This is a genomic window from Salmonella sp. SJTUF14076, assembly GCF_015534835.1.
In the GTDB taxonomy this organism is placed as follows: domain Bacteria; phylum Pseudomonadota; class Gammaproteobacteria; order Enterobacterales; family Enterobacteriaceae; genus Salmonella; species Salmonella enterica.
The window spans coordinates 4,075,010-4,099,701 of record NZ_CP064674.1 but is presented as its reverse complement, the minus strand read 5'-3'; the positions used below and the strand labels follow the sequence as shown (position 1 = coordinate 4,099,701).

25 protein-coding genes and 2 pseudogenes are annotated in these 24,692 nt (G+C 52.9%); 10 read left to right on the top strand and 17 right to left on the bottom strand.

Going from position 1 to position 24,692, the window contains the following annotated elements; genetic code table 11:
* Positions 1 to 3 precede the first annotated feature (3 nt).
* Together mgtL and mgtA are read left to right on the top strand one after the other, a co-directional pair.
* Positions 4 to 102 carry a mgtA regulatory leader peptide MgtL gene (gene mgtL, locus HU143_RS24865; RefSeq protein ID WP_105789234.1) on the top strand — a complete coding sequence of 33 codons (99 nt, stop codon included), beginning with the start codon at positions 4 to 6 and terminating at the stop codon, positions 100 to 102.
* A 140-nt stretch (positions 103 to 242) separates the two neighbouring features.
* Positions 243 to 2,951, top strand: a complete 2,709-nt coding sequence (gene mgtA / locus HU143_RS19770; protein WP_023226983.1) for a magnesium-translocating P-type ATPase — start codon at positions 243 to 245, stop codon at positions 2,949 to 2,951.
* 88 nt (positions 2,952 to 3,039) lie between these two features.
* Here mgtA and ridA read toward each other — a convergent pair whose 3' ends face one another.
* The 4 genes from ridA to pyrL form a co-directional block, all read right to left on the bottom strand.
* Positions 3,040 to 3,426: a 2-iminobutanoate/2-iminopropanoate deaminase gene (gene ridA, locus HU143_RS19765; RefSeq protein WP_000047544.1), complete on the bottom strand. Its 387-nt coding sequence runs from the start codon at positions 3,424 to 3,426 to the stop codon at positions 3,040 to 3,042.
* 76 nt (positions 3,427 to 3,502) lie between these two features.
* Positions 3,503 to 3,964, bottom strand: a complete 462-nt coding sequence (pyrI, locus tag HU143_RS19760; protein WP_000148566.1) for an aspartate carbamoyltransferase regulatory subunit — start codon at positions 3,962 to 3,964, stop codon at positions 3,503 to 3,505.
* Between the two features lie 12 nt (positions 3,965 to 3,976).
* On the bottom strand, positions 3,977 to 4,912 hold the full coding sequence (pyrB, locus tag HU143_RS19755) for an aspartate carbamoyltransferase (protein WP_000013055.1): 936 nt from the start codon (positions 4,910 to 4,912) through the stop codon (positions 3,977 to 3,979).
* Between the two features lie 35 nt (positions 4,913 to 4,947).
* Positions 4,948 to 5,049, bottom strand: coding sequence for a pyr operon leader peptide (pyrL, locus tag HU143_RS19750; protein ID WP_023226984.1), 102 nt, complete (start codon positions 5,047 to 5,049; stop codon positions 4,948 to 4,950).
* Between pyrL and HU143_RS19745 the strand changes: the two are divergent.
* Positions 5,029 to 5,170 (top strand): annotated as a pseudogene (locus HU143_RS19745) (hypothetical protein). The gene pyrL and the pseudogene HU143_RS19745 sit on opposite strands and share 21 nt — an antisense overlap.
* Here HU143_RS19745 and HU143_RS19740 read toward each other — a convergent pair.
* The 5 genes from HU143_RS19740 to arcA all read right to left on the bottom strand — a co-directional run bounded on the left by HU143_RS19740 (position 5,140) and on the right by arcA (position 10,553).
* Positions 5,140 to 5,628 carry an arginine repressor gene (locus tag HU143_RS19740; RefSeq protein ID WP_023226985.1) on the bottom strand — a complete coding sequence of 163 codons (489 nt, stop codon included), beginning with the start codon at positions 5,626 to 5,628 and terminating at the stop codon, positions 5,140 to 5,142. The pseudogene HU143_RS19745 and the gene HU143_RS19740 sit on opposite strands and share 31 nt — an antisense overlap.
* A gap of 186 nt (positions 5,629 to 5,814) precedes the next feature.
* Positions 5,815 to 7,218, bottom strand: coding sequence for a YfcC family protein (locus HU143_RS19735; protein WP_000514435.1), 1,404 nt, complete (start codon positions 7,216 to 7,218; stop codon positions 5,815 to 5,817).
* Positions 7,219 to 7,273: 55 nt separating this feature from the next.
* Positions 7,274 to 8,278 (bottom strand): ornithine carbamoyltransferase, encoded by a 1,005-nt coding sequence (gene argF / locus HU143_RS19730; RefSeq protein WP_000237031.1) that lies wholly within the window; start codon positions 8,276 to 8,278, stop codon positions 7,274 to 7,276.
* Between the two features lie 111 nt (positions 8,279 to 8,389).
* The gene (gene arcC / locus HU143_RS19725) at positions 8,390 to 9,322 is read right to left on the bottom strand and encodes a carbamate kinase (RefSeq protein ID WP_000428750.1); all 933 of its coding nucleotides are present in this window, start codon (positions 9,320 to 9,322) and stop codon (positions 8,390 to 8,392) included.
* 10 nt (positions 9,323 to 9,332) lie between these two features.
* On the bottom strand, positions 9,333 to 10,553 hold the full coding sequence (arcA, locus tag HU143_RS19720) for an arginine deiminase (RefSeq protein ID WP_000410846.1): 1,221 nt from the start codon (positions 10,551 to 10,553) through the stop codon (positions 9,333 to 9,335).
* A gap of 675 nt (positions 10,554 to 11,228) precedes the next feature.
* On the opposite strand from arcA, the gene HU143_RS19715 reads away from it, so the two are divergent.
* Positions 11,229 to 11,681, top strand: a complete 453-nt coding sequence (locus HU143_RS19715) for a YhcH/YjgK/YiaL family protein (RefSeq protein WP_000583451.1) — start codon at positions 11,229 to 11,231, stop codon at positions 11,679 to 11,681.
* A 73-nt stretch (positions 11,682 to 11,754) separates the two neighbouring features.
* Here the strand turns inward: HU143_RS19715 and argF (HU143_RS19710) are convergent, their stop codons facing one another.
* Both argF (HU143_RS19710) and argL read right to left on the bottom strand, forming a co-directional pair.
* Positions 11,755 to 12,759: an ornithine carbamoyltransferase gene (argF, locus tag HU143_RS19710; RefSeq protein ID WP_000103041.1), complete on the bottom strand. Its 1,005-nt coding sequence runs from the start codon at positions 12,757 to 12,759 to the stop codon at positions 11,755 to 11,757.
* Positions 12,729 to 12,824: a putative translational regulatory protein ArgL gene (gene argL, locus HU143_RS24860; protein WP_223148976.1), complete on the bottom strand. Its 96-nt coding sequence runs from the start codon at positions 12,822 to 12,824 to the stop codon at positions 12,729 to 12,731. The genes argF (HU143_RS19710) and argL overlap by 31 nt, the downstream gene beginning before the upstream one ends.
* Before the next feature lie 100 nt (positions 12,825 to 12,924).
* On the opposite strand from argL, the gene rraB reads away from it, so the two are divergent.
* Positions 12,925 to 13,341 carry a ribonuclease E inhibitor RraB gene (gene rraB, locus HU143_RS19705; protein WP_000002940.1) on the top strand — a complete coding sequence of 139 codons (417 nt, stop codon included), beginning with the start codon at positions 12,925 to 12,927 and terminating at the stop codon, positions 13,339 to 13,341.
* A gap of 11 nt (positions 13,342 to 13,352) precedes the next feature.
* Positions 13,353 to 14,164, top strand: a pseudogene (gene miaE / locus HU143_RS19700) (tRNA isopentenyl-2-thiomethyl-A-37 hydroxylase MiaE).
* 32 nt (positions 14,165 to 14,196) lie between these two features.
* On the opposite strand, the gene HU143_RS19695 reads toward miaE, so the two are convergent.
* The 3 genes from HU143_RS19695 to HU143_RS19685 all read right to left on the bottom strand — a co-directional run bounded on the left by HU143_RS19695 (position 14,197) and on the right by HU143_RS19685 (position 15,495).
* Positions 14,197 to 14,373, bottom strand: a complete 177-nt coding sequence (locus HU143_RS19695; RefSeq protein WP_165488515.1) for a hypothetical protein — start codon at positions 14,371 to 14,373, stop codon at positions 14,197 to 14,199.
* Positions 14,374 to 14,396: 23 nt separating this feature from the next.
* Positions 14,397 to 14,885, bottom strand: a complete 489-nt coding sequence (locus HU143_RS19690; protein WP_023226987.1) for a DUF3617 domain-containing protein — start codon at positions 14,883 to 14,885, stop codon at positions 14,397 to 14,399.
* A 106-nt stretch (positions 14,886 to 14,991) separates the two neighbouring features.
* On the bottom strand, positions 14,992 to 15,495 hold the full coding sequence (locus HU143_RS19685) for a GNAT family N-acetyltransferase (RefSeq protein ID WP_001519079.1): 504 nt from the start codon (positions 15,493 to 15,495) through the stop codon (positions 14,992 to 14,994).
* 194 nt (positions 15,496 to 15,689) lie between these two features.
* On the opposite strand from HU143_RS19685, the gene HU143_RS19680 reads away from it, so the two are divergent.
* On the top strand, positions 15,690 to 16,877 hold the full coding sequence (locus HU143_RS19680; protein WP_023226988.1) for a YjgN family protein: 1,188 nt from the start codon (positions 15,690 to 15,692) through the stop codon (positions 16,875 to 16,877).
* A gap of 141 nt (positions 16,878 to 17,018) precedes the next feature.
* Here the strand turns inward: HU143_RS19680 and HU143_RS19675 are convergent, their stop codons facing one another.
* The 3 genes from HU143_RS19675 to pepA all read right to left on the bottom strand — a co-directional run bounded on the left by HU143_RS19675 (position 17,019) and on the right by pepA (position 21,965).
* The gene (locus tag HU143_RS19675) at positions 17,019 to 19,874 is read right to left on the bottom strand and encodes a valine--tRNA ligase (RefSeq protein WP_023226989.1); all 2,856 of its coding nucleotides are present in this window, start codon (positions 19,872 to 19,874) and stop codon (positions 17,019 to 17,021) included.
* The gene (holC, locus tag HU143_RS19670; RefSeq protein ID WP_001523689.1) at positions 19,874 to 20,317 is read right to left on the bottom strand and encodes a DNA polymerase III subunit chi; all 444 of its coding nucleotides are present in this window, start codon (positions 20,315 to 20,317) and stop codon (positions 19,874 to 19,876) included. Before holC ends, HU143_RS19675 begins: the two co-directional genes overlap by 1 nt.
* A 136-nt stretch (positions 20,318 to 20,453) precedes the next feature.
* Complete coding sequence (gene pepA, locus HU143_RS19665; RefSeq protein WP_000397158.1) at positions 20,454 to 21,965, bottom strand: leucyl aminopeptidase; 1,512 nt, start codon at positions 21,963 to 21,965, stop codon at positions 20,454 to 20,456.
* 280 nt (positions 21,966 to 22,245) lie between these two features.
* On the opposite strand from pepA, the gene HU143_RS24650 reads away from it, so the two are divergent.
* From HU143_RS24650 to lptG, 3 genes are all read left to right on the top strand, one after another.
* Positions 22,246 to 22,296, top strand: coding sequence for a hypothetical protein (locus tag HU143_RS24650; RefSeq protein WP_212724070.1), 51 nt, complete (start codon positions 22,246 to 22,248; stop codon positions 22,294 to 22,296).
* A gap of 63 nt (positions 22,297 to 22,359) precedes the next feature.
* Positions 22,360 to 23,460 carry an LPS export ABC transporter permease LptF gene (gene lptF, locus HU143_RS19660; RefSeq protein ID WP_000584132.1) on the top strand — a complete coding sequence of 367 codons (1,101 nt, stop codon included), beginning with the start codon at positions 22,360 to 22,362 and terminating at the stop codon, positions 23,458 to 23,460.
* Complete coding sequence (lptG, locus tag HU143_RS19655) at positions 23,460 to 24,542, top strand: LPS export ABC transporter permease LptG (RefSeq protein WP_001182242.1); 1,083 nt, start codon at positions 23,460 to 23,462, stop codon at positions 24,540 to 24,542. Before lptF ends, lptG begins: the two co-directional genes overlap by 1 nt.
* Positions 24,543 to 24,692 lie beyond the last annotated feature (150 nt).

Here is a 24,692-nt window from a genome sequence, read left to right as displayed (position 1 = left end):
TTTATGCGTATAATCCGCGGCGCAAATTATTTACTTACCGGAGGCGACATGGACCCTGAACCCACCCCTCTCCCGCGATGGAGAATTTTCCTTTTCCGGTAAGCCTGCCTCTGCTGTCTTACCGGTGTGTAAGACAGTGACACAATAACGTCCCTGTTTTTATTTAAACATTGCTCATCGGGCAAGGCTTTGCCGCGCCTGAAGAATTTTCTGCGCCTGACTTCGGCGCGGAGGGATTACCTATGCTAAAAACCATTACCCGCCAGCTTTTTGCCCGGCTTAATCGTCATTTGCCTTATCGTCTGGTTCACCGCGATCCGCTGCCCGGCGCGCAGACCGCGGTAAATGCGACTATCCCGCCTTCGCTGAGCGAGCGCTGTCTGAAAGTCGCGGCAATGGAGCAGGAGACGCTCTGGCGCGTTTTTGATACGCACCCGGAGGGATTAAACGCCGCCGAGGTGACGCGCGCGCGTGAAAAGCATGGCGAAAACCGCCTTCCGGCACAGAAACCCTCGCCGTGGTGGGTGCATCTGTGGGTATGTTATCGCAATCCTTTCAACATCTTACTCACGATTCTTGGCGGCATTTCTTATGCCACGGAGGATCTGTTTGCCGCAGGCGTTATCGCCCTGATGGTCGGTATCTCAACACTGCTGAATTTTGTGCAGGAAGCGCGCTCGACGAAAGCGGCGGACGCGCTAAAAGCGATGGTGAGCAATACCGCTACCGTACTGCGGGTTATTAATGAAAATGGCGAAAACGCCTGGCTGGAATTACCCATCGATCAACTGGTGCCCGGCGATATTATTAAGCTGGCGGCGGGGGATATGATCCCGGCGGATTTACGGATTATCCAGGCGCGCGATCTGTTTGTCGCCCAGGCGTCGCTGACCGGCGAATCTCTGCCGGTCGAGAAAGTCGCCACGACGCGTGAGCCCCGGCAAAATAACCCGCTTGAGTGCGACACGCTGTGCTTTATGGGGACAAATGTCGTGAGCGGAACGGCGCAGGCCGTGGTGATGGCGACCGGCGCCGACACCTGGTTTGGTCAATTGGCGGGGCGCGTGTCGGAACAAGATAACGAGCAGAACGCTTTCCAGAAAGGAATTAGCCGCGTCAGTATGTTGCTGATCCGCTTTATGCTGGTCATGGCGCCGGTAGTACTGATTATTAATGGTTACACGAAAGGTGACTGGTGGGAAGCGGCGCTATTTGCGCTCTCGGTCGCGGTAGGACTCACCCCGGAAATGTTGCCGATGATCGTCACCTCTACCCTCGCGCGCGGGGCGGTGAAGCTTTCGAAACAGAAAGTTATCGTGAAGCACCTTGACGCGATTCAGAACTTCGGCGCGATGGATATTCTGTGCACCGATAAAACCGGCACTCTGACGCAGGATAAAATTGTGCTGGAAAATCATACGGATATTTCTGGTAAGCCCAGCGAGCATGTACTGCATTGCGCCTGGCTGAACAGCCATTATCAGACCGGTCTAAAAAATTTACTGGATACGGCAGTCCTGGAGGGAGTAGACGAAACCGCCGCGCGTCAGCTCTCCGGACGCTGGCAGAAAATCGATGAGATCCCGTTTGATTTTGAGCGTCGCCGGATGTCGGTGGTGGTGGCCGAAGATTCGAGCGTGCATCAACTGGTTTGCAAAGGCGCGTTACAGGAGATCCTGAACGTGTGTACTCAGGTGCGCCACAACGGCGATATTGTGCCGCTGGACGACAATATGCTGCGCCGGGTGAAACGCGTTACCGACACGCTGAACCGTCAGGGGCTACGCGTGGTCGCCGTCGCGACCAAATACCTGCCTGCGCGTGAGGGCGATTACCAGCGTATCGATGAATCTGACCTGATCCTGGAAGGGTATATTGCTTTTCTCGATCCGCCGAAAGAGACCACCGCGCCGGCGCTGAAAGCGCTGAAGGCGAGCGGAATTACGGTGAAAATTCTCACCGGCGACAGCGAGCTGGTAGCGGCGAAAGTTTGCCATGAAGTTGGGCTGGATGCGGGCGATGTCATTATTGGCAGTGATATTGAAGGGTTAAGCGACGACGCGCTGGCGGCGCTGGCCGCCCGTACGACGTTGTTTGCGCGTCTGACGCCGATGCATAAAGAGCGCATCGTCACTTTGCTCAAACGCGAGGGGCATGTGGTCGGTTTTATGGGCGACGGGATTAACGATGCCCCGGCATTGCGGGCAGCGGATATTGGTATCTCGGTAGATGGCGCGGTGGACATCGCCCGTGAAGCCGCCGATATTATCCTGCTGGAAAAGAGCCTGATGGTGCTGGAAGCAGGCGTCATTGAAGGTCGTCGTACTTTTTCTAATATGTTGAAATATATCAAGATGACGGCCAGCTCAAATTTCGGTAACGTGTTTAGCGTACTGGTGGCGAGCGCCTTTTTGCCGTTCCTGCCAATGCTGCCGCTGCACTTGCTGATTCAAAACCTGCTGTACGATGTATCCCAGGTGGCGATTCCGTTTGATAATGTCGATGAAGAACAAATTCAAAAGCCGCAGCGCTGGAATCCGGCTGATTTGGGGCGCTTTATGGTCTTTTTCGGTCCGATCAGCTCGATTTTCGACATTTTGACCTTTTGTCTGATGTGGTGGGTATTTCATGCGAATACGCCAGAAACGCAAACCTTGTTCCAGTCCGGCTGGTTTGTGGTGGGATTACTGTCGCAAACGCTGATTGTGCATATGATCCGTACCCGTCGTCTGCCGTTTATTCAAAGTCGCGCCGCCTGGCCGCTGATGGCGATGACATTGTTGGTGATGGTGGTGGGAGTCTCGTTGCCGTTTTCGCCGCTGGCGTCTTACCTGCAGTTGCAGGCGCTGCCGTTAAGCTATTTCCCGTGGCTGATTGCTATTCTGGCGGGCTATATGACGTTAACCCAGTTAGTGAAAGGGTTTTACAGCCGACGTTATGGCTGGCAGTAAGCGTCGAAGTATTGTGAATTATCGGCCTGGATGGCATACCAGGCCGAATAAGCGATAGCGCCATCCGGCCACTATCTATAAACGAGCGTTAGCGACGAACAGCGATCGCTTCAATCTCAATTTTCACGTCTTTCGGCAGACGGGCCACTTCCACGCAGGAACGCGCCGGGAAGGTGGCGTTGTGCTCGGTGAAGAAGGCTTCGTAAGTGGCGTTGACGGTCGCGAAATCGTTCAGGTCTTTCACGAAGACGGTCGTTTTCACAATGTCGCCTACTTTCAGGCCAGCGGCTTCCACGATAGCTTTAACGTTTTCCAGCGACTGACGTGCCTGAGCGGATACGTCTTCCGCTACGGCGCCGGTTTTCGGATCGACCGGGATCTGACCGGAAGTGATTACCATGCTACCCAGGTCAACGCCCTGTACGTATGGGCCGATTGCTGCTGGTGCATTTTCCGTCGCAATAGTTTTGCTCATGATTTCTCCTGAATTACAGCGGTAATAGAATGTCCCCGCTCATTATAGGGAGCCGGGATCTCATAACCAACCCCCATTAGTTGGCCAGCACCACATTATGCGAAAACTCTTTTTCACAGTATTTGCATTTGAGGGCGATATCGTTGGCGCGTTTTTTCACTGCAAAGCTGGAGGATACCGGTTCCGCGTGGCTGATGCAGTTGCTGTTCGGGCAAACCAGCACATTATTAATACGCTCTGGCAGGCTGGGGCGCGATTTCCCGACTACGTCGTAGTTGTCGATGCGGTTAACGGTGGCCTGCGGCGCGTACAGAGCAAGTTGGTTAACCTGCTCATCGGTGAGGAAGGTGTTTTCTATTTTGATTAAGTCTTTACGCCCCATCTCGCCAGACGGGAGATTCAGACCGATAGTGATTCGCTGATCGGTCTCGGTCAATTTAAACAGACTCAGCAGTTTAAAGCCTACCTGCGCAGGGATATGGTCAATCACGGTGCCGCATTTAATGGCTTCAACCTGCAGTTTGTTATCGTGTGTCATCGTTTTTCTCCCTTACAGACTCAGTTCGCTATTCAGTACTAACGCCAGTAACGCCTGGCGAGCGAAAATACCGTTGCCCGCCTGTTGGAAGTACCAGGCGTGTGGCGTTTTATCCACATCCGTGGTGATTTCATCAATCCTCGGCAGCGGGTGCAGTACTTTCATATTTTCACGCGCGCCGTTCAGGTCGCTGGCGCGCAGAACAAACTGCGCCTTCACATTGGCGTACTCCGACGGGTCGAGACGCTCTTTCTGTACGCGAGTCATATAGAGGATGTCGACGTCGGCCATGACCTCTTCAATAGAACCATGCAGGCTCCAGGCCATCCCTTTTTCATCCAGCATATCCAGAATGTACTGCGGCATCGCCAGCGCGTCCGGCGCGATAAAATAAAAACGGTTGCCGCTAAATTTCGCCAGCGCCTGGGTTAGCGAATGCACGGTGCGGCCATATTTCAGATCGCCGACCATCGCGATATGCAAGTTATCCAGACGGCCCTGCGTTTCCTGGATGGTGAACAGATCCAACAGGGTTTGCGTCGGATGCTGATTCGAACCGTCGCCCGCATTGAGCACCGGCACCTGACCGGAAAACTCCGTCGCCAGACGTGCCGCGCCTTCTTGCGGATGGCGCATCACAATCGCGTCCACGTAAGTGCTAATCACTGAGATCGTGTCGGCTAACGTTTCTCCTTTTTTCCCCAGCGACGTGTTGGCGCTGTCGGAGAAGCCCACTACGCTGGCACCCAGGCGATGCATTGAAGTTTCAAACGACAGGCGGGTACGCGTGGAGGCTTCGAAAAAGCAGCTGGCGATCACTTTATGTTTCAAAAGCTCCGGCTGCGGGTTGGCTTTTAATTTCGCCGCCGTCGCCAGTACCAGATTAAGATCGTCGCGGCTGAGGTCGTTTATGGAAATGATATGTTTTTGATATAGCGGGTTAGCCATGTTTATCTCCTGACGCCTGGGCAAAAAAAAGCCCCTCAATTGAGGGGCTTGGTATTGGCTTTCAACGGAAAGAAAAACGGCAGGCCTGCGTCTTTTTTCAGACGCGGTAAGACAGAATGTCGTACACACTGAACCATGCTTCCTCCCGGCAAATTGTCCGCGATTATACTCAGCTCTGTTTTGGGATCAAGCGAATTAATGCATGATTTACTTGTCGCAAACGGTTCTTATGAATTTAAATTCATTTTAAGCAAATAATTAATTTGTTTGTGTACCAGCGTCGTGCGCTGAACGACCCGTGGTGCGACCCAGACAATACTGCTACCGGCAACGACGCCGAGAATTTCCGGCAATGCGTGGTAATCCAGAATTCTTGCGACGGCGCGACCATAACCTGCTGCCGTATGGATAAGGATAAATTCGCTATTATGTTCAACGCTGACGACCATTTCGGCTATTGAACGTCCGGCATCCGGCGAAGGACGCCGCTGGGGATTTACGGAATAAATCTTTTGTCCTTTCGTATTTCTGATTTTTATTGCGCCCAGCAGCTTGAGCAGGCGCGAAACCGTAGACTGACTGATACCTTCAAATCCCTCATTTTGTAAATCGCGGCGAATCTCCTCCTGGGACAGGTAACTTTTTTCACTAATCAGGCGCTGACAAACCGCCAGTTGCTGTTGTTCTTTGGCGGAGTAATCATCGTATTCCTTCATAAATGCACCTTATCTTTATTATTGATATCAACGGACTGGCGAAATTCATCACATTTGTCACATTGATTGCGGATCAATCGGGCGGTTTTGCAGGAAAATGAGAAGCCGATCAAAAAAGGTGACGGCGTGCCTGATGGCGCTGTGCTTATCAGTCCTGTCGGATAAGACGCGTCGCCATCTGGCTCGTTACATCATCGCTCCGATGCTCAGTACCGCCATGTTCAGCAATGTCAGGATCAGCAACAGCGGCGCGACCCATTTCAGATAGCGGACATAGGGAACCCGCGCGATTGCCAGACCGCCCATGACCACGGCGGAGGTGGGCGTAACCAGGTTCACAATCCCGGAGGCCGACTGGTAGGCGGTTACGACCAAATCCCGCTGTACGTGGGCAAAATCCGCTAACGGCGCCATAATGGGCATTGTCAATACGGCAAGACCGGAAGAGGAGGGCACCAGGAAGGAGAGCAATACTTCCAGCCAGTAGGTTACGTTTATGAAAATAGTGGTAGAGAGGCCGGAAACCAGACTTTCCGCGCTGTGCAAAATGGTGTGGGTAATCATACCGTTATCCATGACCACCACAATGCCGCGCGCGATACCAATAATTAGCGCCACGCCGAGTAAATCCCGCGCGCCGTCGATAAAGGTACTGGTGAACGCTTCCTCGCCCATCCGCGTTATCACGCCAACGATAATCGCCGCCGCCAGAAAAACGCCGGAGATTTCCGCCATCCACCAGCCGAGAACCGCCACGCCGTAAATCATCACCGCGAAAGAGGCGGCGAAGATCAGCAGCACCCATTTCCGGGTAGCCGTAAACTCCAGCAGAGTATTGGCGCGATTGCCGAGGAAATGGGCGCGATTTTCCTCCATTTTATCCGCCACGATAGAAAGCTCAGGATGGGCGCGGACTTTGCGCGCATAGCGCATTACCCAAAACACGCACAGTACGTAGCCGACAATTAACAGCAGTACGCGCATCAGCATGCCCTGCGTAAAAGGGATGCCGGCGGCGTTGGCGGCAATGACCGTGGCGAAAGGATTAATGGTCGAACCGAGCGTGCCTATCCCCGCGCCGAGCAGTACGGTTGCCGCCGCCACTAACGGATCGAAGCGGGCCGCCATCATGACCGGCACCAGCAGCGTGTAGAAGGGCAACGACTCCTCCGCCATGCCATAGATAGTGCCGCCTGCGGCGAACAGCGCCATCAGAATGGGGATCATCCACTCATCTTTGCCGTTGAGTTTGACTGTTACCCGTTCAATACCGGCATCAATCGCCCCCGTTTTATTCACCACCCCCAGAAAGCCGCCGATAATCAAGACAAACAGCGCGACGTCAATGGCGCCGGCGGTGTAGGTTTCGTGGTTATAGAGGCCGTCAATCGGCGCCAGTAAAACAGCGGTAATCCCTTGCGGATGCGCGTCCACGGGGGCATACGTTCCCGCCACCGGCACCTCTTTTCCCAGCGTGGCGTTCATCGCCATTTGGTATTTTCCCGCCGGCACAATCCAGGTCATCACTGCGACCAGGGCAATAAGAATAAACAGGATGGTATAAGCGGTGGGAAATTTAAATTTACCCATGATGTTCTCTCCTGATATCACGGATATGCGCCGCGAGGGCGCATATCCTGTGGGATTAGTCGCCGAGCGTCGCCACCATGACCGCTTTGATGGTGTGCATCCGGTTTTCCGCTTCATCGAAGACTATCGAGCCTGCGGACTCGAACACCTCTTCCGTGACCTCCAGTCCTTTCAGGCCGTAAGCCATTTCGATTTCGCGTCCCACTTTGGTGTGCTCGTTATGGAAGGCGGGCAGGCAGTGCATAAACTTCACATCAGGATTACCGGTAGCGTTTACCACCTGCTGGTTGACCTGATATGGCGTCATCAGACTGACGCGCTCCGCCCAGGCTTCTTTGGGTTCTCCCATCGAGACCCAGACGTCGGTATAGAGGAAATCCACGCCGTGAACGCCGTCTTCAACGCTCTCCGTTAAGGTGATACGAGCGCCGGTAACGCTGGCGATTTCCCGGCACTGCGCGACCAGCGCGGCATCAGGCCAGAAGGACTTTGGCGCTATCAGACGGATATCCATGCCCATCTTCGCCGCGCCCACCATCAGCGAGTTGCCCATGTTGTTGCGCGCGTCGCCCAGGTAGGCGAAGCTCAGTTCCGGCAGCGTTTTACCCGGCGCGTGTTCCAGCATGGTCATTAGATCGGCCAGGATCTGTGTGGGGTGAAATTCATCAGTCAGGCCGTTCCAGACGGGAACGCCCGCGTATTCCCCCAGCTCTTCCACAATGTGTTGACCAAAACCGCGATATTCGATGCCGTCATACATCCGTCCCAGGACGCGAGCAGTATCTTTCATGGACTCTTTATGGCCGATCTGCGAGCCGCTTGGGCCGAGATAAGTCACCTGCGCGCCCTGGTCGAACGCGGCGACTTCAAACGCGCATCGGGTGCGGGTAGAGGTTTTTTCAAAAATCAGCGCGATGTTTTTGCCGATCAGCGTTTGCTTTTCGCATCCGGCTTTTTTTGCGGCTTTCAGCTCAATAGCCAGATCGATGAGGTGTTGGATTTCCGCCGGGGTGTAGTCAAGCAGCTTCAAAAAGTTACGATTTTTCAGTGAAATAACCATTACAATATCCTTGTTAAAATGAATTGCCTGATGGCGCTGCGCTTATCCGGCCCACGGTTATGCGCGCTCTGTAGGCCGAATAAGGCGGAAGCCGCCATCCGGTAAAAAGCCTTATGCGTCAACGTCGGCGGTTTCACACCGAATCAAAGTACCTTTCTCGCCCGCGAGAATGGCTTGCCCATCCGCCAGCGAGCCGATTCCGGCAATGCCGCGGCAATGGCCGACAAACTCAGCGCAGGCGGTCACTTTCGGGCCCATCGAACCGGCGTCGAACTGCATTTCACGAAGCAGCTCCGGCGTAACCTGCGCCAGCGGGCGTTGGGTGGGTTTGCCCCAGTCGAGATACACCGCGTCGGCATCGGTCAGAATGAGCAGCGCGTCGGCGTGAATTTGGCTGGCAAGCAGGGCGGCGGACAGATCTTTGTCGATCACCGCCTCGATACCGTGGTAGCCATCGGCTTTTTCCACGACCGGCACGCCGCCGCCGCCGTTACAGATAACCAGGTGATCGCGGCTAATCAGCGCGCGGATGGCATCGTTTTCCACAATGCGTTTCGGCTGCGGGGAAGGCACAACGCGGCGGAAGGCGTTACCGTCGGCTTTGAATACCCAGCCCTTTTCTGCCTGTAACGCACGGGCCTGCGCTTCGTCGTAAATGGGGCCGATATATTTGGTTGGATTGAGGAATGCCGGGTCGTTGGCATCGACTTCGACCTGGGTGAGCAGGACGCTGATTTCACGCTCCGGCAGATGATTCTTCAGCGCCTGTTGCAGCATGTAGCCAATCATGCCCTGGCTTTCCGCACCGAGAATATCGAGCGGGTAGGGCGTAACGTTAGCGTAGGCGCTATTTTGTAGCGCCAGCAGTCCTACCTGTGGGCCGTTGCCGTGCACTAACACCACGCGCCATTGCCGCGTAAGCTGGGCGATGGTTCTGGCCGCCAGTTCGATATTTTTACGCTGAATATCAGCCTCCAGCGGTTCGCCGCGTTTGAGCAGCGCATTGCCGCCCAGCGCGACGACCAGTGTGCGTTTGTTTTCCATAACGTCTCCTTTAAATACCATCGCGTTCCAGTGGACAGCTCATGCAGCGTGCGCCTCCGCGCCCGCGACCCAGTTCATCGCCGGGAATGGGAAGGACGGTAATGCCGGCTTTGTCGTATTTTTCGTTGGTCCAGATGTTGCGCTCATAGCCCACCACCACGCCTGGACGCAGGGTGAGCACGTTATTGGCGTCATTCCACTGTTCGCGCTCAGCTTCAAATGCGTCGCCGCCAGTGGTGATTAAGCGCACCTGATCGATGCCAAGCGCTGTTTCAAGAGCATGAACCAGCGTGCTCTCCTGGGTTCGTTTCAGACCGCCGCGTCCGTCTGGCGTCAGCGTCCAGCACTGAACGTCCGGGCGAACGACTTCCGGATAGACGGAGAAGGTGTCGATATCAATGTGGGTCATGACGGTGTCAAGGTGCATACAGGAGCGATGTTTTGGCAGTTCAACGGCAATGACGCGTTCCGCCTGACGATGTTTAAACAATGCCTGCGCCAGGAACTCGACGCCCTGCGGCGTAGTACGTTCAGACATACCGATCAACACCGCGCCGCGGCCAATCACCAGCACATCGCCGCCCTCTAAAGTGGCGTGGTCGTAATTAATGTCCTCGTCGCCGAAATATTTAATGAAATCACCGCCTGCGAATTGAGGATGCCAGCGATAAATAGCACGTAAATTATTCGTTTCACGTTGGCGTGCAGGTTTCGCCATGGGGTTAATTGAGACGCCGTTATATATCCAGCAGGACGTGTCACGGGTAAATAGGTGATTCGGTAATGGCTTCATAATAAAGTCATTAATATCGTGAGTATCGACCACCATATTTTTTATGGAGGCGGGGATTTCGCCGTAAGTTAAACCGCCGCTTAAATGGCGAGCCAGTTCACGGTGCGGCATATCCGCCAGCCAGGCGCGAATATCTGCGGCAAAGGTGGGCCCAAGGCGATAATCGGAAATTTGCGTGTCCAGTAGCCAGGCTTTAGCGTCAGCCACATCCAGCGTTTGGGTGAGCAGGTCGGTTAACAGCAACACTTCTATCCCTTGCTGGCGCAGCGTGTTGGCAAAAATGTCATGCTCTTCGCCAGCGCGCTCTACGGATAATACATCGTCAAAAAGTAATTCCTGACAATTTGAAGGGGTAAGTCTTTTTAGGCTGAGATTGGGCCGATGCAACATTACGCTGCGTAATTGACCGATTTCAGAACCGACAAAATGCTTTTCCATCATTATACCTTTTACATAATTTCAAGAATAAAGAAGGAGTGGCTGCAAATATTTAGCGTGCTTGCAGTCGCGGCGTTTCAGTTAAATTCGGGAGCAATGATTAAATTTTATTTGGGTTGTTAATGTGATGAGATTCACATCAATCACGGAGTGCTATTTTTCTTACTTAATATATGAGCCGGGTCAGAGAAATTCAAAAAACAATAAGGCATTAAATGAATTACTACGCAGCTATATGGTTTGTTATTTTTTTATTGTTAACTATTTGTTTGTTGTATTGAATGATATTTAAATCTTAACTAGTTGAAAATAAAGTGATTGTTTTTAAGGGTTGCATAACTATGCGTGAGGGGGATTTTATTATCGGGGATATTTAAATAATTTAAAAATAACTATGGATAGAGAAGTCATTTATGCAGGGAGAGCGAATTGTGATCGCTAAAACGTTTTTATGTTAACGCCTTTAATATCAAAGCGTTGTTAGTGATGGCAATTTGGCGCCGCTGGGGTTTATGCATAGGTACTGCATAAAGTTGGGCGAACTATTAACAATATAGAAACACCGCTGGCGATAAACATGCGCTGGCGCAAAATCGATGAGAGTAAGGGTAGTATGGCAGCCATTTTTCTCGTATAAAGAGAAAAATAAAACGCTGTTTTAACTAAGGGGATGCGATGATTATTGGCAATATTGAACATCTGGAGGCCTGGCTGCCGACGGCGTTACGGCAGGCGATTGAGCACGTCAATGCGCATGTCACGGCAACGACCGCGCCAGGTAAGTATGACATTGACGGCGACAGGCTGTTTTATATGATTTCTGAAAATATGACGGAGCCGGGCGAATCGCGCAGCGCAGAGTATCACGCCCGTTATCTTGATATTCAGATTGTGCTACAAGGTCAGGAAGGGATGGCATTCAGCACCCAGCCTGCGGGGACGCCGCACACGGACTGGCTGGCGGATAAAGACATTGCATTTTTACCGACGAGCGTCGACGAGAAAACCGTCGTCCTGAACGAAGGCGACTTTGTGGTGTTTTATCCCGGCGAAGTGCATAAGCCCCTGTGCGCGGTGGGAGAACCGGCGCGGGTACGTAAAGCGGTTGTGAAAATGCTGATGGCGTAATATTTTGTGCCGGATGGCGGCGCCTGCACGTTGCGATCTTGTAGGCCAACCGCCATCCGGCATCATCACGACATTATTTAGACAGCGTCGCTACCATTACTGCTTTGATGGTATGCATGCGGTTTTCCGCTTCATCAAAGACAATGCTGGCCGCAGACTCAAAAACCTCGTCGGTCACTTCCATCCCGCCATGTAAACCGTACTCTTCGGCCATTTTTTTGCCGAGCGTGGTTTCGTCATCATGGAACGCAGGCAGACAATGCAGGAACTTAACCTGCGGATTGCCGGTTAACGCCATCATCTGGCTGTTGACCTGATAATCACGCAGCAGGGCAATACGCTCCGCCCATTTCTCTTTGGGTTCGCCCATAGAGACCCAAACATCGGTATAGATAAAATCCGCGCCTTTTACGCCCGAGGCGATATCTTCGGTCAGGGTGATGGCGCCGCCGTTCTTTTTCGCCATGGCGCTGCACTCCGCCACTAACGCGGCTTGCGGCCAGCAGGCTTTTGGCGCGACCAGACGGAGATCCAATCCTGTTAACGCGGCGGCTTCCAGCATGGAGTTACCCATGTTATTACGCGCGTCTCCGGCATAGACCAACGTCATCTCGTTAAAGGCTTTACCCGGCAGATGTTCCTGCATGGTGAGCAGATCCGCCAGTAATTGCGTTGGGTGATACTCATCGGTTAAACCGTTCCATACCGGCACACCGGAATATTCAGCCAGCGTTTCGACGATCTCCTGGCCATATCCTCGATACTGAATACCGTCAAACATCCGGCCCAGGACGCGGGCAGTATCTTTGATGGACTCTTTATGGCCGATCTGGCTCCCGCTGGAACCCAGGTACGTCACGCGCGCCCCCTGATCGTATGCGGCAACTTCGAAAGAGCATCGTGTCCGGGTCGAGTCTTTTTCGAAGATGAGCGCAATATTCTTACCCACCAGCTTTTGTTCTTCTTTACCGTTTTTCTTATCGGCTTTCAGTTTGGCGGCAAGCTGCAACAGAGCAGTGAGCTCGCTGGCGGTGAAATCAAGTAACTTTAAAAAAGGTTTTTGGTAAAACGTAGACATACTTCCCTCACATGGCTTAGGCCTCTCATTGAATTAAAATTCACTTTATATGGATGATTATTCATTTGCAACCCTGTTTGATAAAACTTTTCTCGATAAGGTGGAGGCAACGTCGGCGGTATGTGACAATAAGAGTATCGGCAGGACATCTATGAGGAACGAGCTATGGCAAACCCGGAATTACTGGAAGAGCAGCGTGAAGAAACGCGGTTAATTATTGAAGAGTTACTTGAGGATGGCAGCGATCCGGATGCGCTGTACACTATCGAGCATCACCTTTCCGCTGACGATTTCGAAACGTTGGAAAAAGCCGCGGTAGAAGCCTTTAAACTCGGCTATGAAGTGACGGAGCCGGAAGAGCTGGAAGTGGAAGAGGGCGATACGGTTATTTGTTGCGACATCCTCAGCGAGTGCGCGTTGAACGCCGAACTCATCGACGCTCAGGTTGAGCAACTGATGAACCTGGCGGAAAAATATGATGTCGAATACGACGGCTGGGGAACCTATTTCGAAGACCCTAATGGCGAAGAGGGTGACGACGACGATTATGTCGATGAAGATGACGACGGCGTGCGTCACTAAAGCTGCATAGTATGACGGTACGGCAGCGTCTGCTGTCGTATTTTTTTACAGGTTACGTATGAATTACCCGCAAATACTCTCTCCGGTGCTTAATTTCCTGCATTGCCCGACGCCGCAGGCGTGGATTGTCCAGGCCCGCGATCCGCAAAATCTTCCTCTTCTGCTTACCGATCACTTGATCTGCGAACTGAAGGCTGCGCAAACCGCGTTGCTGTTGGTGCGTAAATATGTCGCCGATAAATCGGGCGCTGACGCGCTGCTCGCCTGGCTGCAACCTTACGAGGCGTTCGCGTTTCGTCAGGGGCCGGAGCCGGATTTTGTTGCCCTGCATAAACAGATTAGCAAAAGCGCCATGCCGCAAACTGATGACCCCTGGGGTCGTCAGCTTATCGACCGTATGGTGTTATTGATTAAAGAGGAGTTGCACCATTTTTGGCAGGTACGCGAGGTCATGCAGGCCAGAAACATTCCTTATGTGAAAATCACCGCCAGCCGCTACGCGAAAGGAATGTTGAAAGCGGTACGCACGCACGAACCGCTCACCTTAATTGATAAGCTGATTTGCGGGGCGTATATCGAAGCCCGCTCCTGCGAACGTTTTGCCGCTCTGGCCCCCTGGCTGGATGAGGATTTACAGACGTTTTATCTCTCGCTTCTGCGCTCCGAAGCGCGGCATTATCAGGATTACCTAGCGCTGGCGCAGCAGATTTCCGCCGAGGACATTTCTGCGCGCGTGCGCTATTTTGGCGAGGTGGAAGCTGACCTTATCTTGTCGCCAGACCGCGAGTTTCGTTTTCATAGCGGCGTGCCAGCCGCCGGATAAAGGGTAAAATTAAAGATTAGCGTTTTTATCTTTTACGCTGTCGCCACCTGCGTGGTCATCCGCCCGGCATCAAGCTGCTGGCGAGCAGGAAAGGTCATTTTCATGATATTCTGTTCTGAGTAAAGCCTGCCAGCGGCAGGCAAAAAGAACTCACTCAGTGTTATATTTCCGAAAGGTGACCGTGAACAATGCCATTTTTGCATCATCACTACGGGTTCTTGTGTTGAAATAGTTACTGTTTCACGCCTTTTGACGCTTCAGAGCAGGTCTTGCCAACAAAGGTTTGTTTAATTTTGTTGATGGAGGTTGTTTTATTACCTCCTGCATCGACATCCGATTTCATGGTCATCGAAAATTCTGTATCGCTTATTTTCGTCGTTTCTACAATAGAGTGCGATTTGACATCAGGATTATTACAGACAGTCTCATTGATCAGTTTGGTATCCGTACTTTCTACAAATGTTGTCGTGCAACCGCCTGCACTGGTAGAAAAACCCTTCACCATTTTTTTAGAATCTTCAGACATTTTAGGGGTATAACACATAAGCGTCGCTATGCCCGAATTTTTTTCATCCATTAATACTTCTTTTGTATCTGGATTGATGGTGCGCATTTCTATATTTTCCATTTTCCATTCGCCGGGCTGTATATCTAATGCATATACATTAGATATACTAATAAACATAGCGGGGAAAACAATTGCTGATAATAGGCGTTTCATTTATAACTTCCTTGAATAATAAGTGATTCCCGGATAACAGGATGTTTCCGGGATTACTTATATCAGCAAAAATAATACCTGGCGAGGATAAATAAACGCCTGGCTTTCAGAGATCCTTTAACATCCTCACTTCGCAATCGACATGTCCGGTGCAGCCGAGCGGTTCGCTAATATGTTCAAATCCTAAACGTTCGTATAGCGCAATCGCCTCGCGTAAAAAAGCCGTTGTTTCCAGATAGCAGCGTTTAAAACCCTGTTCACGGGCATGATCCAGCGCCATCAGCGCCAGCTTTTTCGCCAGCCCCTGGCCACGAATCACCGGTAAAAAATACATTTTTTGCAGTTCACAAATGTCTGGTTCGCTACAGGATAACGGCGCCACGCCGCCGCCGCCCACCACACAACCGTTTTGCTCTACCACCCAGTAGGCCGCGCCCGGTTGGCTATAAACCTGATACAGTTCATCCAGATTGGGGTCGGCAACGGTATAACCTTTATCGGCGGTAAGTCCGTATTCCGCTGAAACCTGACGGATGACACGGGCAATAGCGGCATTGTCGGCGGTAGTGATTCGGCGCACCGTGAGCGTTGGCGAGGCGACATTATTCATAATATGGCTCAATTTTTAAAATTTATTTATAGATTACTTTAATACCACCGTCTTGAGTTACGCGCAAGGAGATCCTGAATCAGACAAAATAAAAGGCGGAAAAATTAAACAAAAATAGTATCGTAGTCAAATCAGTAACAATTTACTGGTTTTTATTATTAATTCTAATAGATTGTAATTCAGGGATATGATTCATGAATAACGTTATCAGTAGTAAAGATAACCATAATCACACGTTGGTGTTTACAGGCAAGGGCGGAAAGTATTTTGTTATTTGCCTTGTGAATTTCTTGTTGACGTGTATCACGTTGGGAATCTATGCGCCGTGGGCGATGGTGAAATGTCGACGTTATATTTATACTAATATGACGCTAAACAATCAGCCTTTTGCTTACAAAGCCACGGGCGGCGCATTATTTATTAGTGTGTTGTTAGTTTTTATTATTTATATTGTTAGCCTCTCTCTTATTGAACACGGTCATCCCGGTCTCGGTTTTACGCTATTCGGCTTATTAATTGCGATTATTCCTTTTATGGCGGTGAAAGGATTACAGTATCAGGCGATGATGACTTCGCTTAATGGCGTACATTTTGGATTCCAGTGTTCCATGCGGCGCGCCTGGTGGTACATGTTCGCTCTCCCGGTACTCCTGATGGTGGCGCTTTATATTGTTCTTTATATTATCTCACTGGTAACCATCGCCGTCGGCGGTTTAGTGTTCAATATCGTTTTTCTCGGTTTGCTGGCTATTATTGGGATAGGGGTCATTAACGGTATTACCTACAGCAAATGGATGACCTTGTTTGGCAATGGCGCAAACTTTGGCATTCATTGTTTCTCGATTCAGGTTAATGTTAAAACGTGCATCAGAGGGTGCGTGTTGGCAATGTTGACCCTTTTCCCTTTTGCTGTCGTGATTGGTTATCTAATCGCGCCGGTGTTCACCGACATGATTCTTTTGAGTATGATGGGGAATGCGCAGGCAGGAGGGGCGCTTATTCTGCAATATTATGGCCAGATAATGGCATGTTATTTCCTCTATTTTCTCGCGATTATTGTGGTAACCAGTTACTTATATGTGGCGTTACGCAACCTGTTTTTAAACAATTTGTCACTGGCGAACGATTCGATTCGTTTTCATTCCTCTGTCACTGCACACGGTATGCTGTGGCGGTTACTGGTGGTGTTTGTGATTTCCGGCGTGACCTTAGGGCTGGCTTATCCGTGGTTGAAAATTTGGCTGGTGAGCTGGCTGGCGCAGAATACACAGGTCCAGGGCGATCTGGATTCGCTTGAGTTAACCAATGATGAGAAGCCGCTGGAAAACAGCCTGCTAATGTGGATTTCTCGTGGCATCATGCCTTACTTCCCGTTTATCTGATGTAAAAAGGCCGACGTTTACGTCGGCCCATAATTCATGTTGTCGGATGGCGGCGTGAATGCCTTATCCGGCCTACCGATCGCGCCATGTCAATAAGCGAACGTGTAGGCCTGGTAAGCGAAGCGCCATCAGGCTTTCAGATTACAGCGCGCTAATAACCGCCTGCTGCTCAATCAGCTTCGCTTTGGCTTCTGCATAACCTTCCAGCTTCTCACGCTCTTTGGCAATCACCGCTTCCGGCGCACGGGCGACGAAACCTTCGTTGGACAGTTTGCCTTCGATACGGGCAATCTCGCCTTCGATTTTCGCCACTTCTTTCGCCAGACGCGCCAGCTCATCGTCTTTGTTGATGAGGCCTGCCATCGGGATCAGCAGTTCGGCGCCGTCGATGATTTTGGTCACGGAAACCGGGCCTTTGTCATCGGCTGGCAGCACGGTGATGCTTTCCAGACGCGCCAGGGTTTGCAGGAAGCTACGGTTGTCGTTAACACGACGAACGGCTTCTTCACTACAGCCGCGCAGCAGCAGTTCCAGCGGTTTGCCCGGGGCGATGTTCATTTCCGCACGAATGTTACGTACTGCGACGATCGCCTGCTTCAGCCACTCGGTATCGGCCAACGCGGCTTCATCCACCTGTGCGGCGTTATATTCCGGGAACGGCTGCAGCATGATGGTGTCGGCGGTAATACCGCAAATGACCTTCACGCGCTGCCAGATGGTTTCGGTGATGAACGGGATGATCGGGTGCGCCAGGCGCAGCAGACCTTCCAGTACGGTGACCAGCGTATGGCGGGTGCCGCGCAGTTCAGACTCGGAACCCCCGGTCATTACCGGCTTGGTCAGCTCCAGATACCAGTCGCAGAACTGGTTCCAGGTGAATTCATACAGAATGCCCGCGGCGATATCGAAGCGGAAGCTGTCCAGCGCGTCGCGGTACGCTTTAACGGTCTGGTTGAATTCCGCCAGGATCCAACGGTCAGCCAGCGACAGCGTCATTTCGCCGCCGTTGAAGCCGCAATCCTGCTCTTCGGTGTTCATCAGCACAAAGCGGCTGGCGTTCCACAGCTTGTTACAGAAGTTACGGTAACCTTCCAGACGCTTCATATCCCAGTTGATGTCGCGACCGGTAGAAGCCAGCGCCGCCAGGGTAAAGCGCAGGGCGTCGGTGCCGTGCGGCTCGATGCCGTTCGGGAACTGCTTCTCGGTACGCTTGCGAATTTTCTCCGCCATCTGCGGCTGCATCATGTTGCCGGTGCGTTTTTCCAGCAGTTCCGGCAGGGAGATGCCGTCCACCATATCCAGCGGGTCGATAACGTTACCCTTGGATTTGGACATCTTCTGGCCTTCGTCGTCGCGAATCAGACCGGTCATGTAGACAGTATGGAACGGCACCTGCGGCTTGCCGTTTTCATCTTTGATGAAGTGCATGGTCATCATGATCATGCGGGCAATCCAGAAGAAGATGATGTCGAAGCCGGACACCATCACGCTGGTCGGGTGGAACTGACGCAGGGCGTCGGTGTTTTCCGGCCAGCCGAGGGTAGAGAAAGTCCACAGCGCGGAGGAGAACCAGGTATCAAGAACGTCTTCGTCCTGACGAAGCGCAACGTCGGCGCCGAGGTTATTTTCCTGACGCACTTCGTCTTCGGTACGGCCAACGTAGACGTTGCCGTCGTTGTCATACCATGCCGGGATACGGTGACCCCACCACAACTGACGAGAGATACACCAGTCCTGGATATCACGCATCCAGGAGAAGTACATGTTTTCGTACTGCTTCGGCACGAACTGAATGTCGCCGTTCTCAACCGCTTCCACCGCCGGTTTCGCCAGCACGTCGGCACGGACGTACCACTGGTCGGTCAGCATCGGTTCGATAACCACGCCGCCACGGTCGCCGTAAGGGACGGTCAGATCGTGCGGTTTAATTTCTTCCAACAGGCCCAGCGCGTCAACGGCAGCAACGATGGCCTTACGGGCAGCAAAGCGTTCCAGCTTCTGGAACTCAGCCGGAATCTCGCTGGAATAAACGTCAGATTCTTCACCTTTGGTATCGAACACTTCCGCGCTTTCGCGAATGTCGCCGTCAAAGGTCAGGATGTTGATCATCGGCAGGGCGTGACGTTTCCCGACTTCATAGTCGTTAAAGTCGTGCGCCGGGGTGATCTTCACGCAGCCGGTGCCTTTTTCCATATCGGCATGTTCGTCGCCAACAATCGGAATGCGGCGGTTAACCAGCGGCAGAATAACGAATTTACCGATAAGACTCTGGTAGCGCGGATCTTCCGGGTTCACGGCCACGCCGGTATCGCCGAGAATAGTTTCCGGGCGGGTGGTGGCGACGACCAGGTAATCTTTACCGTCTGCGGTTTTCGCGCCGTCGGCAAGCGGATAGCGGATGTGCCACATCGAGCCTTTGGACTCGCGGTTTTCCACTTCCAGGTCAGAGATGGCGGTGCGCAGCTTCGGGTCCCAGTTAACCAGGCGTTTGCCACGGTAAATCAGGTCTTCTTTGTACAGGCGAACAAAGACTTCTTTCACGGCATTGGAAAGGCCTTCGTCCATGGTGAAGCGCTCGCGCTCCCAGTCAACGGAGTTGCCGAGACGGCGCATCTGACGGGTAATGGTGCCGCCGGATTCCGCTTTCCACTGCCAGATTTTGTCGATAAACGCATCGCGGCCGTAGTCGTGACGGGTTTTACCTTCTTCAGCGGCAATCTTACGCTCAACCACCATCTGGGTGGCGATCCCGGCGTGGTCGGTGCCGACCTGCCACAGGGTGTTTTTACCCTGCATACGCTGGTAACGGATCATGGTATCCATGATGGTTTGCTGGAAAGCATGTCCCATATGCAAACTGCCGGTGACGTTCGGCGGCGGGATCATGATGCAGAAGGACTCTTTGCTTTCGTCGCCGTTAGGCTTGAAATAGCCCTGCTTTTCCCAGTGCTCGTAAAGCGGCTGTTCGATATCTTGGGGGTTATATGTCTTTTCCATTATTTCCAGGTTGCCGTATTCAGGTTAAAACCAGCCACGCGGTAGGCTTTGTAGCGTTCGCGCGCCAGTTGTTTCAAAGTTTCTTCGTAAGGGACGAAGTCTACCACTTCTGTGAAAGCGGTGGCAAAATCTGCAAAGCTTGTACGCAGGCTGATTAAAATATCGCGCGGGCTGCTGTTGCGTTTTTGCGGCCAGGCGATTTCAACCGGCGCGCCGCCGCGTGGGCCTTCGCCTGCCAGATTGTGCGGGACAAAACTTTCCGCCGGTCTTGCCCACAGCGCTTCATCCAGCCGAATGGCCTGCTTCTCATCTTCGCAGGCGATCAGCACGCGCTTGCCGGCGCGCCAACGTTCTGCGGCAATTTCACACACCAGTTGTTCAACGGCGCTTAAACCGTTGACGGTAGTGTCATTATCCAGAAGATAGAACGTCGCATTCTTCATATATGGGGCTTCTTGTGGTGGATTTAAATGCGTTGCCATGATGCCTCCCGTAGGCCGGATAAGCGCAGCGCCATCCGGCAAAACGCCTGATGGCGGCGCTAATACGCCTTATCAGGCCTACGGGGTAATCTCAAACTTACTCTTCGCCGTTAAAGCCCGCACGATTGAGCAGGAACTGCGACAGCAGCGCTACCGGACGACCCGTCGCGCCTTTCGCTTTGCCGGATCGCCAGGCGGTGCCGGCGATATCCAGGTGCGCCCAGTTGTACTTACGGGTAAAGCGCGACAGGAAGCAGCCCGCGGTGATAGCGCCGCCAGGACGACCACCAATATTCGCCATATCCGCAAAGTTGGACTCCAGTTGTTCCTGGAACTCATCGCCCAGCGGCAGACGCCACGCGCGGTCGCCCGCTTGCTCGGACGCGCCGATCAGTTCATGCGCCAGCGGGTTATGGTTCGACATCAGACCGGTAATGTGATGGCCCAGCGCAATCACGCAGGCGCCGGTTAGCGTCGCGACGTCGATAACCGCTTCCGGTTCGAAGCGCTCAACGTAGGTCAGCACGTCGCACAAAACCAGACGGCCTTCGGCGTCGGTATTCAGCACTTCAACGGTTTGACCAGACATGGTGGTCAGCACGTCGCCCGGACGATACGCGCGTCCGCCCGGCATGTTTTCACAGCCCGCCAGTACGCCGATAACGTTAATCGGTAGCTGAAGCTCGGCAACCATACGCATCACGCCGTAAACCGCCGCCGCGCCGCACATGTCGTACTTCATCTCGTCCATCCCTTCAGATGGCTTGATGGAGATGCCGCCGGAGTCGAAGGTCAGGCCTTTACCCACCAGCACGATCGGGCGCGCGTCTTCGGACGGATTGCCCTTGTACTCAATCACCGACATCAGCGATTCATTCTGCGAACCGTGGCCGACCGCCAGATAAGCGTTCATACCCAGTTCGCGCATTTGCTGTTCGCCGATGACGCGGGTGATGACATTTTTGCTGTAGCTGTCAGCCAACTGGCGCGCCTGTGACGCCAGGTAGGCGGCGTTACAGATATTGGGCGGCATGTTGCCGAGATCTTTCGCAGCCTTAATCCCGGCGGCGATGGCCAGACCGTGCTGAATGGCGCGTTCGCCGCTGGTGAGCTCACGGCGGGTCGGCACATTAAAGACCATCTTACGTAGCGGGCGGCGCGGCTCGCTCTTGTTGGTCTTGAGTTGATCAAAGCTATAAAGCGTCTCTTTGGCCGTTTCGACGGCCTGACGCACTTTCCAGTAGTTGTTGCGGCCTTTAACGTGCAGTTCGGTCAGGAAACAGACGGCTTCCATCGAACCAGTATCATTCAGAGTATTTATCGTTTTCTGAATAACCTGCTTATACTGACGTTCATCAAGCTCGCGCTCTTTGCCGCAACCAATGAGGAGGATTCGCTCGGAAAGAACGTTAGGAACATGGTGCAGCAACAGAGTCTGCCCCGGTTTTCCTTCCAGTTCGCCGCGACGCAGCAATGCGCTGATGTATCCGTCGCTAATTTTGTCGAGCTGTTCTGCAATCGGAGAAAGGCGACGCGGTTCAAAGACGCCCACGACAATGCAGGCACTCCGCTGTTTCTCCGGGCTACCGCTTTTTACACTGAACTCCATGCACTATGCTCCTGAATCTTAAAGACAACAGTGGTGGCTACAGCTATACTCGTCGTCTTTCAAGTTGCAGATGCGTTGGCTGCGCCTGCTCACCCCTGTCGCTTACCTGATGTAAGCTCCGGGGCTTCACAGTCTTGCCGCCTGCCTGCAACTCGAAATCCATTAGAGTATAGAAATTGAAAGCTTTCGTAACTCATATCCGCTGTTGCGGTGACTTCGTGTTAATCTTAACGTTATTACGGCATTGGCACGTCAGAACAAGTTCTGAGAGGTGAATCCGCTGAGTATAATGATCTTAGCGATGATTTCGACGACTCAAGAGAATAAATGACGTTTAAGCCATGAAACAAGCTAAATTCCAGCAAAAAAATGGGTTTTTACGGGCGTATTTAAAGTGATAATCATAAGATATCTGGTGCGGGAGACGCTCAAAAGCCAGCTGGCGATACTCTTCATCTTACTTTTGATCTTCTTTTGTCAAAAGTTAGTGAGGATTCTCGGCGCGGCGGTTGACGGCGATATTCCCGCAAATCTGGTGCTCTCGCTTCTGGGGCTGGGCGTACCGGAAATGGCGCAGCTCATCCTGCCTTTAAGCCTGTTCCTGGGGCTGCTGATGACGCTGGGCAAACTGTATACCGAAAGTGAAATTACGGTCATGCACGCCTGTGGGTTGAGCAAAGCCGTGCTGGTAAAGGCCGCCATGGTACTGGCGTTATTTACCGGTATCCTTGCGGCGGTTAACGTGATGTGGGCCGGCCCCTGGTCGTCAAAACACCAGGATGAAGTGCTGGCGGAGGCGAAAGCGAACCCCGGTATGGCGGCGTTGGCGCAGGGGCAATTCCAGCAGGCGACCAACGGCAGCTCGGTGCTGTTTATCGAAAGCGTTGATGGCAGCGACTTCCACGATGTTTTCCTGGCGCAGATTCGCCCTAAGGGCAATGCTCGTCCTTCTGTAGTCGTGGCCGATTCCGGACACCTTACTCAGTTGCGCGATGGTTCCCAGGTTGTCACCTTAAACAAAGGGACGCGTTTTGAAGGGACGGCGTTGCTACGCGATTTTCGCATCACCGACTTCCAGAACTATCAGGCAATTATTGGCCATCAGGCCGTGGCGCTGGACCCGAACGATACTGACCAGATGGACATGCGCACGCTGTGGAATACCGACAACGATCGCGCTCGCGCCGAGCTGCACTGGCGTATCACGTTAGTCTTTACCGTATTTATGATGGCGCTGATGGTCGTGCCGCTCAGCGTGGTGAATCCACGTCAGGGGCGTGTCTTGTCTATGTTGCCCGCCATGCTGCTTTATCTGCTGTTCTTCCTGATCCAGACCTCCATTAAATCGAATGGCGGTAAAGGCAAACTGGACCCGGTTATCTGGATGTGGGCGGTCAACCTGATCTATCTGGCGTTGGCGATTGGTTTAAACCTGTGGGATACGGTGCCGGTCCGCCGCCTGCGTGCCCGTTTTCTGCGTAAAGGAGCGGTATAATGCAGCCATTTGGTGTACTTGACCGCTATATCGGTAAAACCATTTTTACCACCATCATGATGACGTTGTTCATGCTGGTGTCGCTCTCCGGGATCATCAAGTTTGTCGATCAGCTGAAAAAAGCGGGGCAGGGTAACTACGACGCGCTGGGCGCGGGTATGTACACCCTGCTCAGCGTACCTAAGGATATCCAGATCTTCTTTCCTATGGCGGCGCTGCTTGGCGCGCTGCTGGGACTGGGGATGCTGGCGCAGCGTAGCGAACTGGTGGTGATGCAGGCATCGGGTTTCACCCGTATGCAGGTGGCGCTGTCGGTGATGAAAACGGCTATCCCCCTGGTGCTGTTAACCATGGCGATCGGTGAATGGGTCGCCCCGCAGGGCGAGCAGATGGCGCGTAACTATCGTGCGCAGGCGATGTATGGCGGCTCGCTGCTTTCCACCCAGCAAGGTCTGTGGGCGAAAGACGGGAATAACTTTGTCTATATTGAACGGGTGAAGGGCGACGAGGAGCTGGCCGGTATTAGTATTTACGCTTTCAACGATCAGCGTCGTTTGCAGTCGGTGCGTTACGCCGCTTCGGCAAAATTCGATCCGGAGCATAAGGTCTGGCGTTTGTCGCAGGTGGATGAGTCCGATCTACAAAACCCGAAACAGATCACCGGTTCGCAGACGGTGAGCGGCACCTGGAAAACGAATCTGACGCCGGATAAGTTAGGCGTGGTGGCGCTGGACCCGGATGCGCTTTCCATCAGCGGTCTGCATAACTACGTTAAATATCTGAAGTCGAGCGGACAGGACGCCGGACGTTATCAGCTCAATATGTGGAGTAAAATCTTCCAGCCGCTCTCCGTGGCGGTGATGATGCTGATGGCGCTGTCGTTTATCTTTGGCCCGCTGCGTAGTGTGCCGATGGGCGTGCGCGTGGTGACGGGGATTAGCTTCGGCTTCGTCTTCTACGTCCTCGACCAGATTTTTGGCCCGCTGACGCTGGTATACGGCATTCCGCCGATTGTCGGCGCGCTGCTGCCGAGCGCGTCTTTCTTCCTGATTAGCCTGTGGCTAATGCTGCGTAAGTCGTAATCACAGTAATCGTAGGCCTGATGGCGCTGTGCTTTTCAGGCCTACTCCGGACCCGTAGGCCGGATAAGTCCTTTCCGCCGCCATCCGGCAGACAGCCTGGTATTCCTCGAATGATGTAGCGCGTAACCTGACACGTGGCGCTTTTGGCTA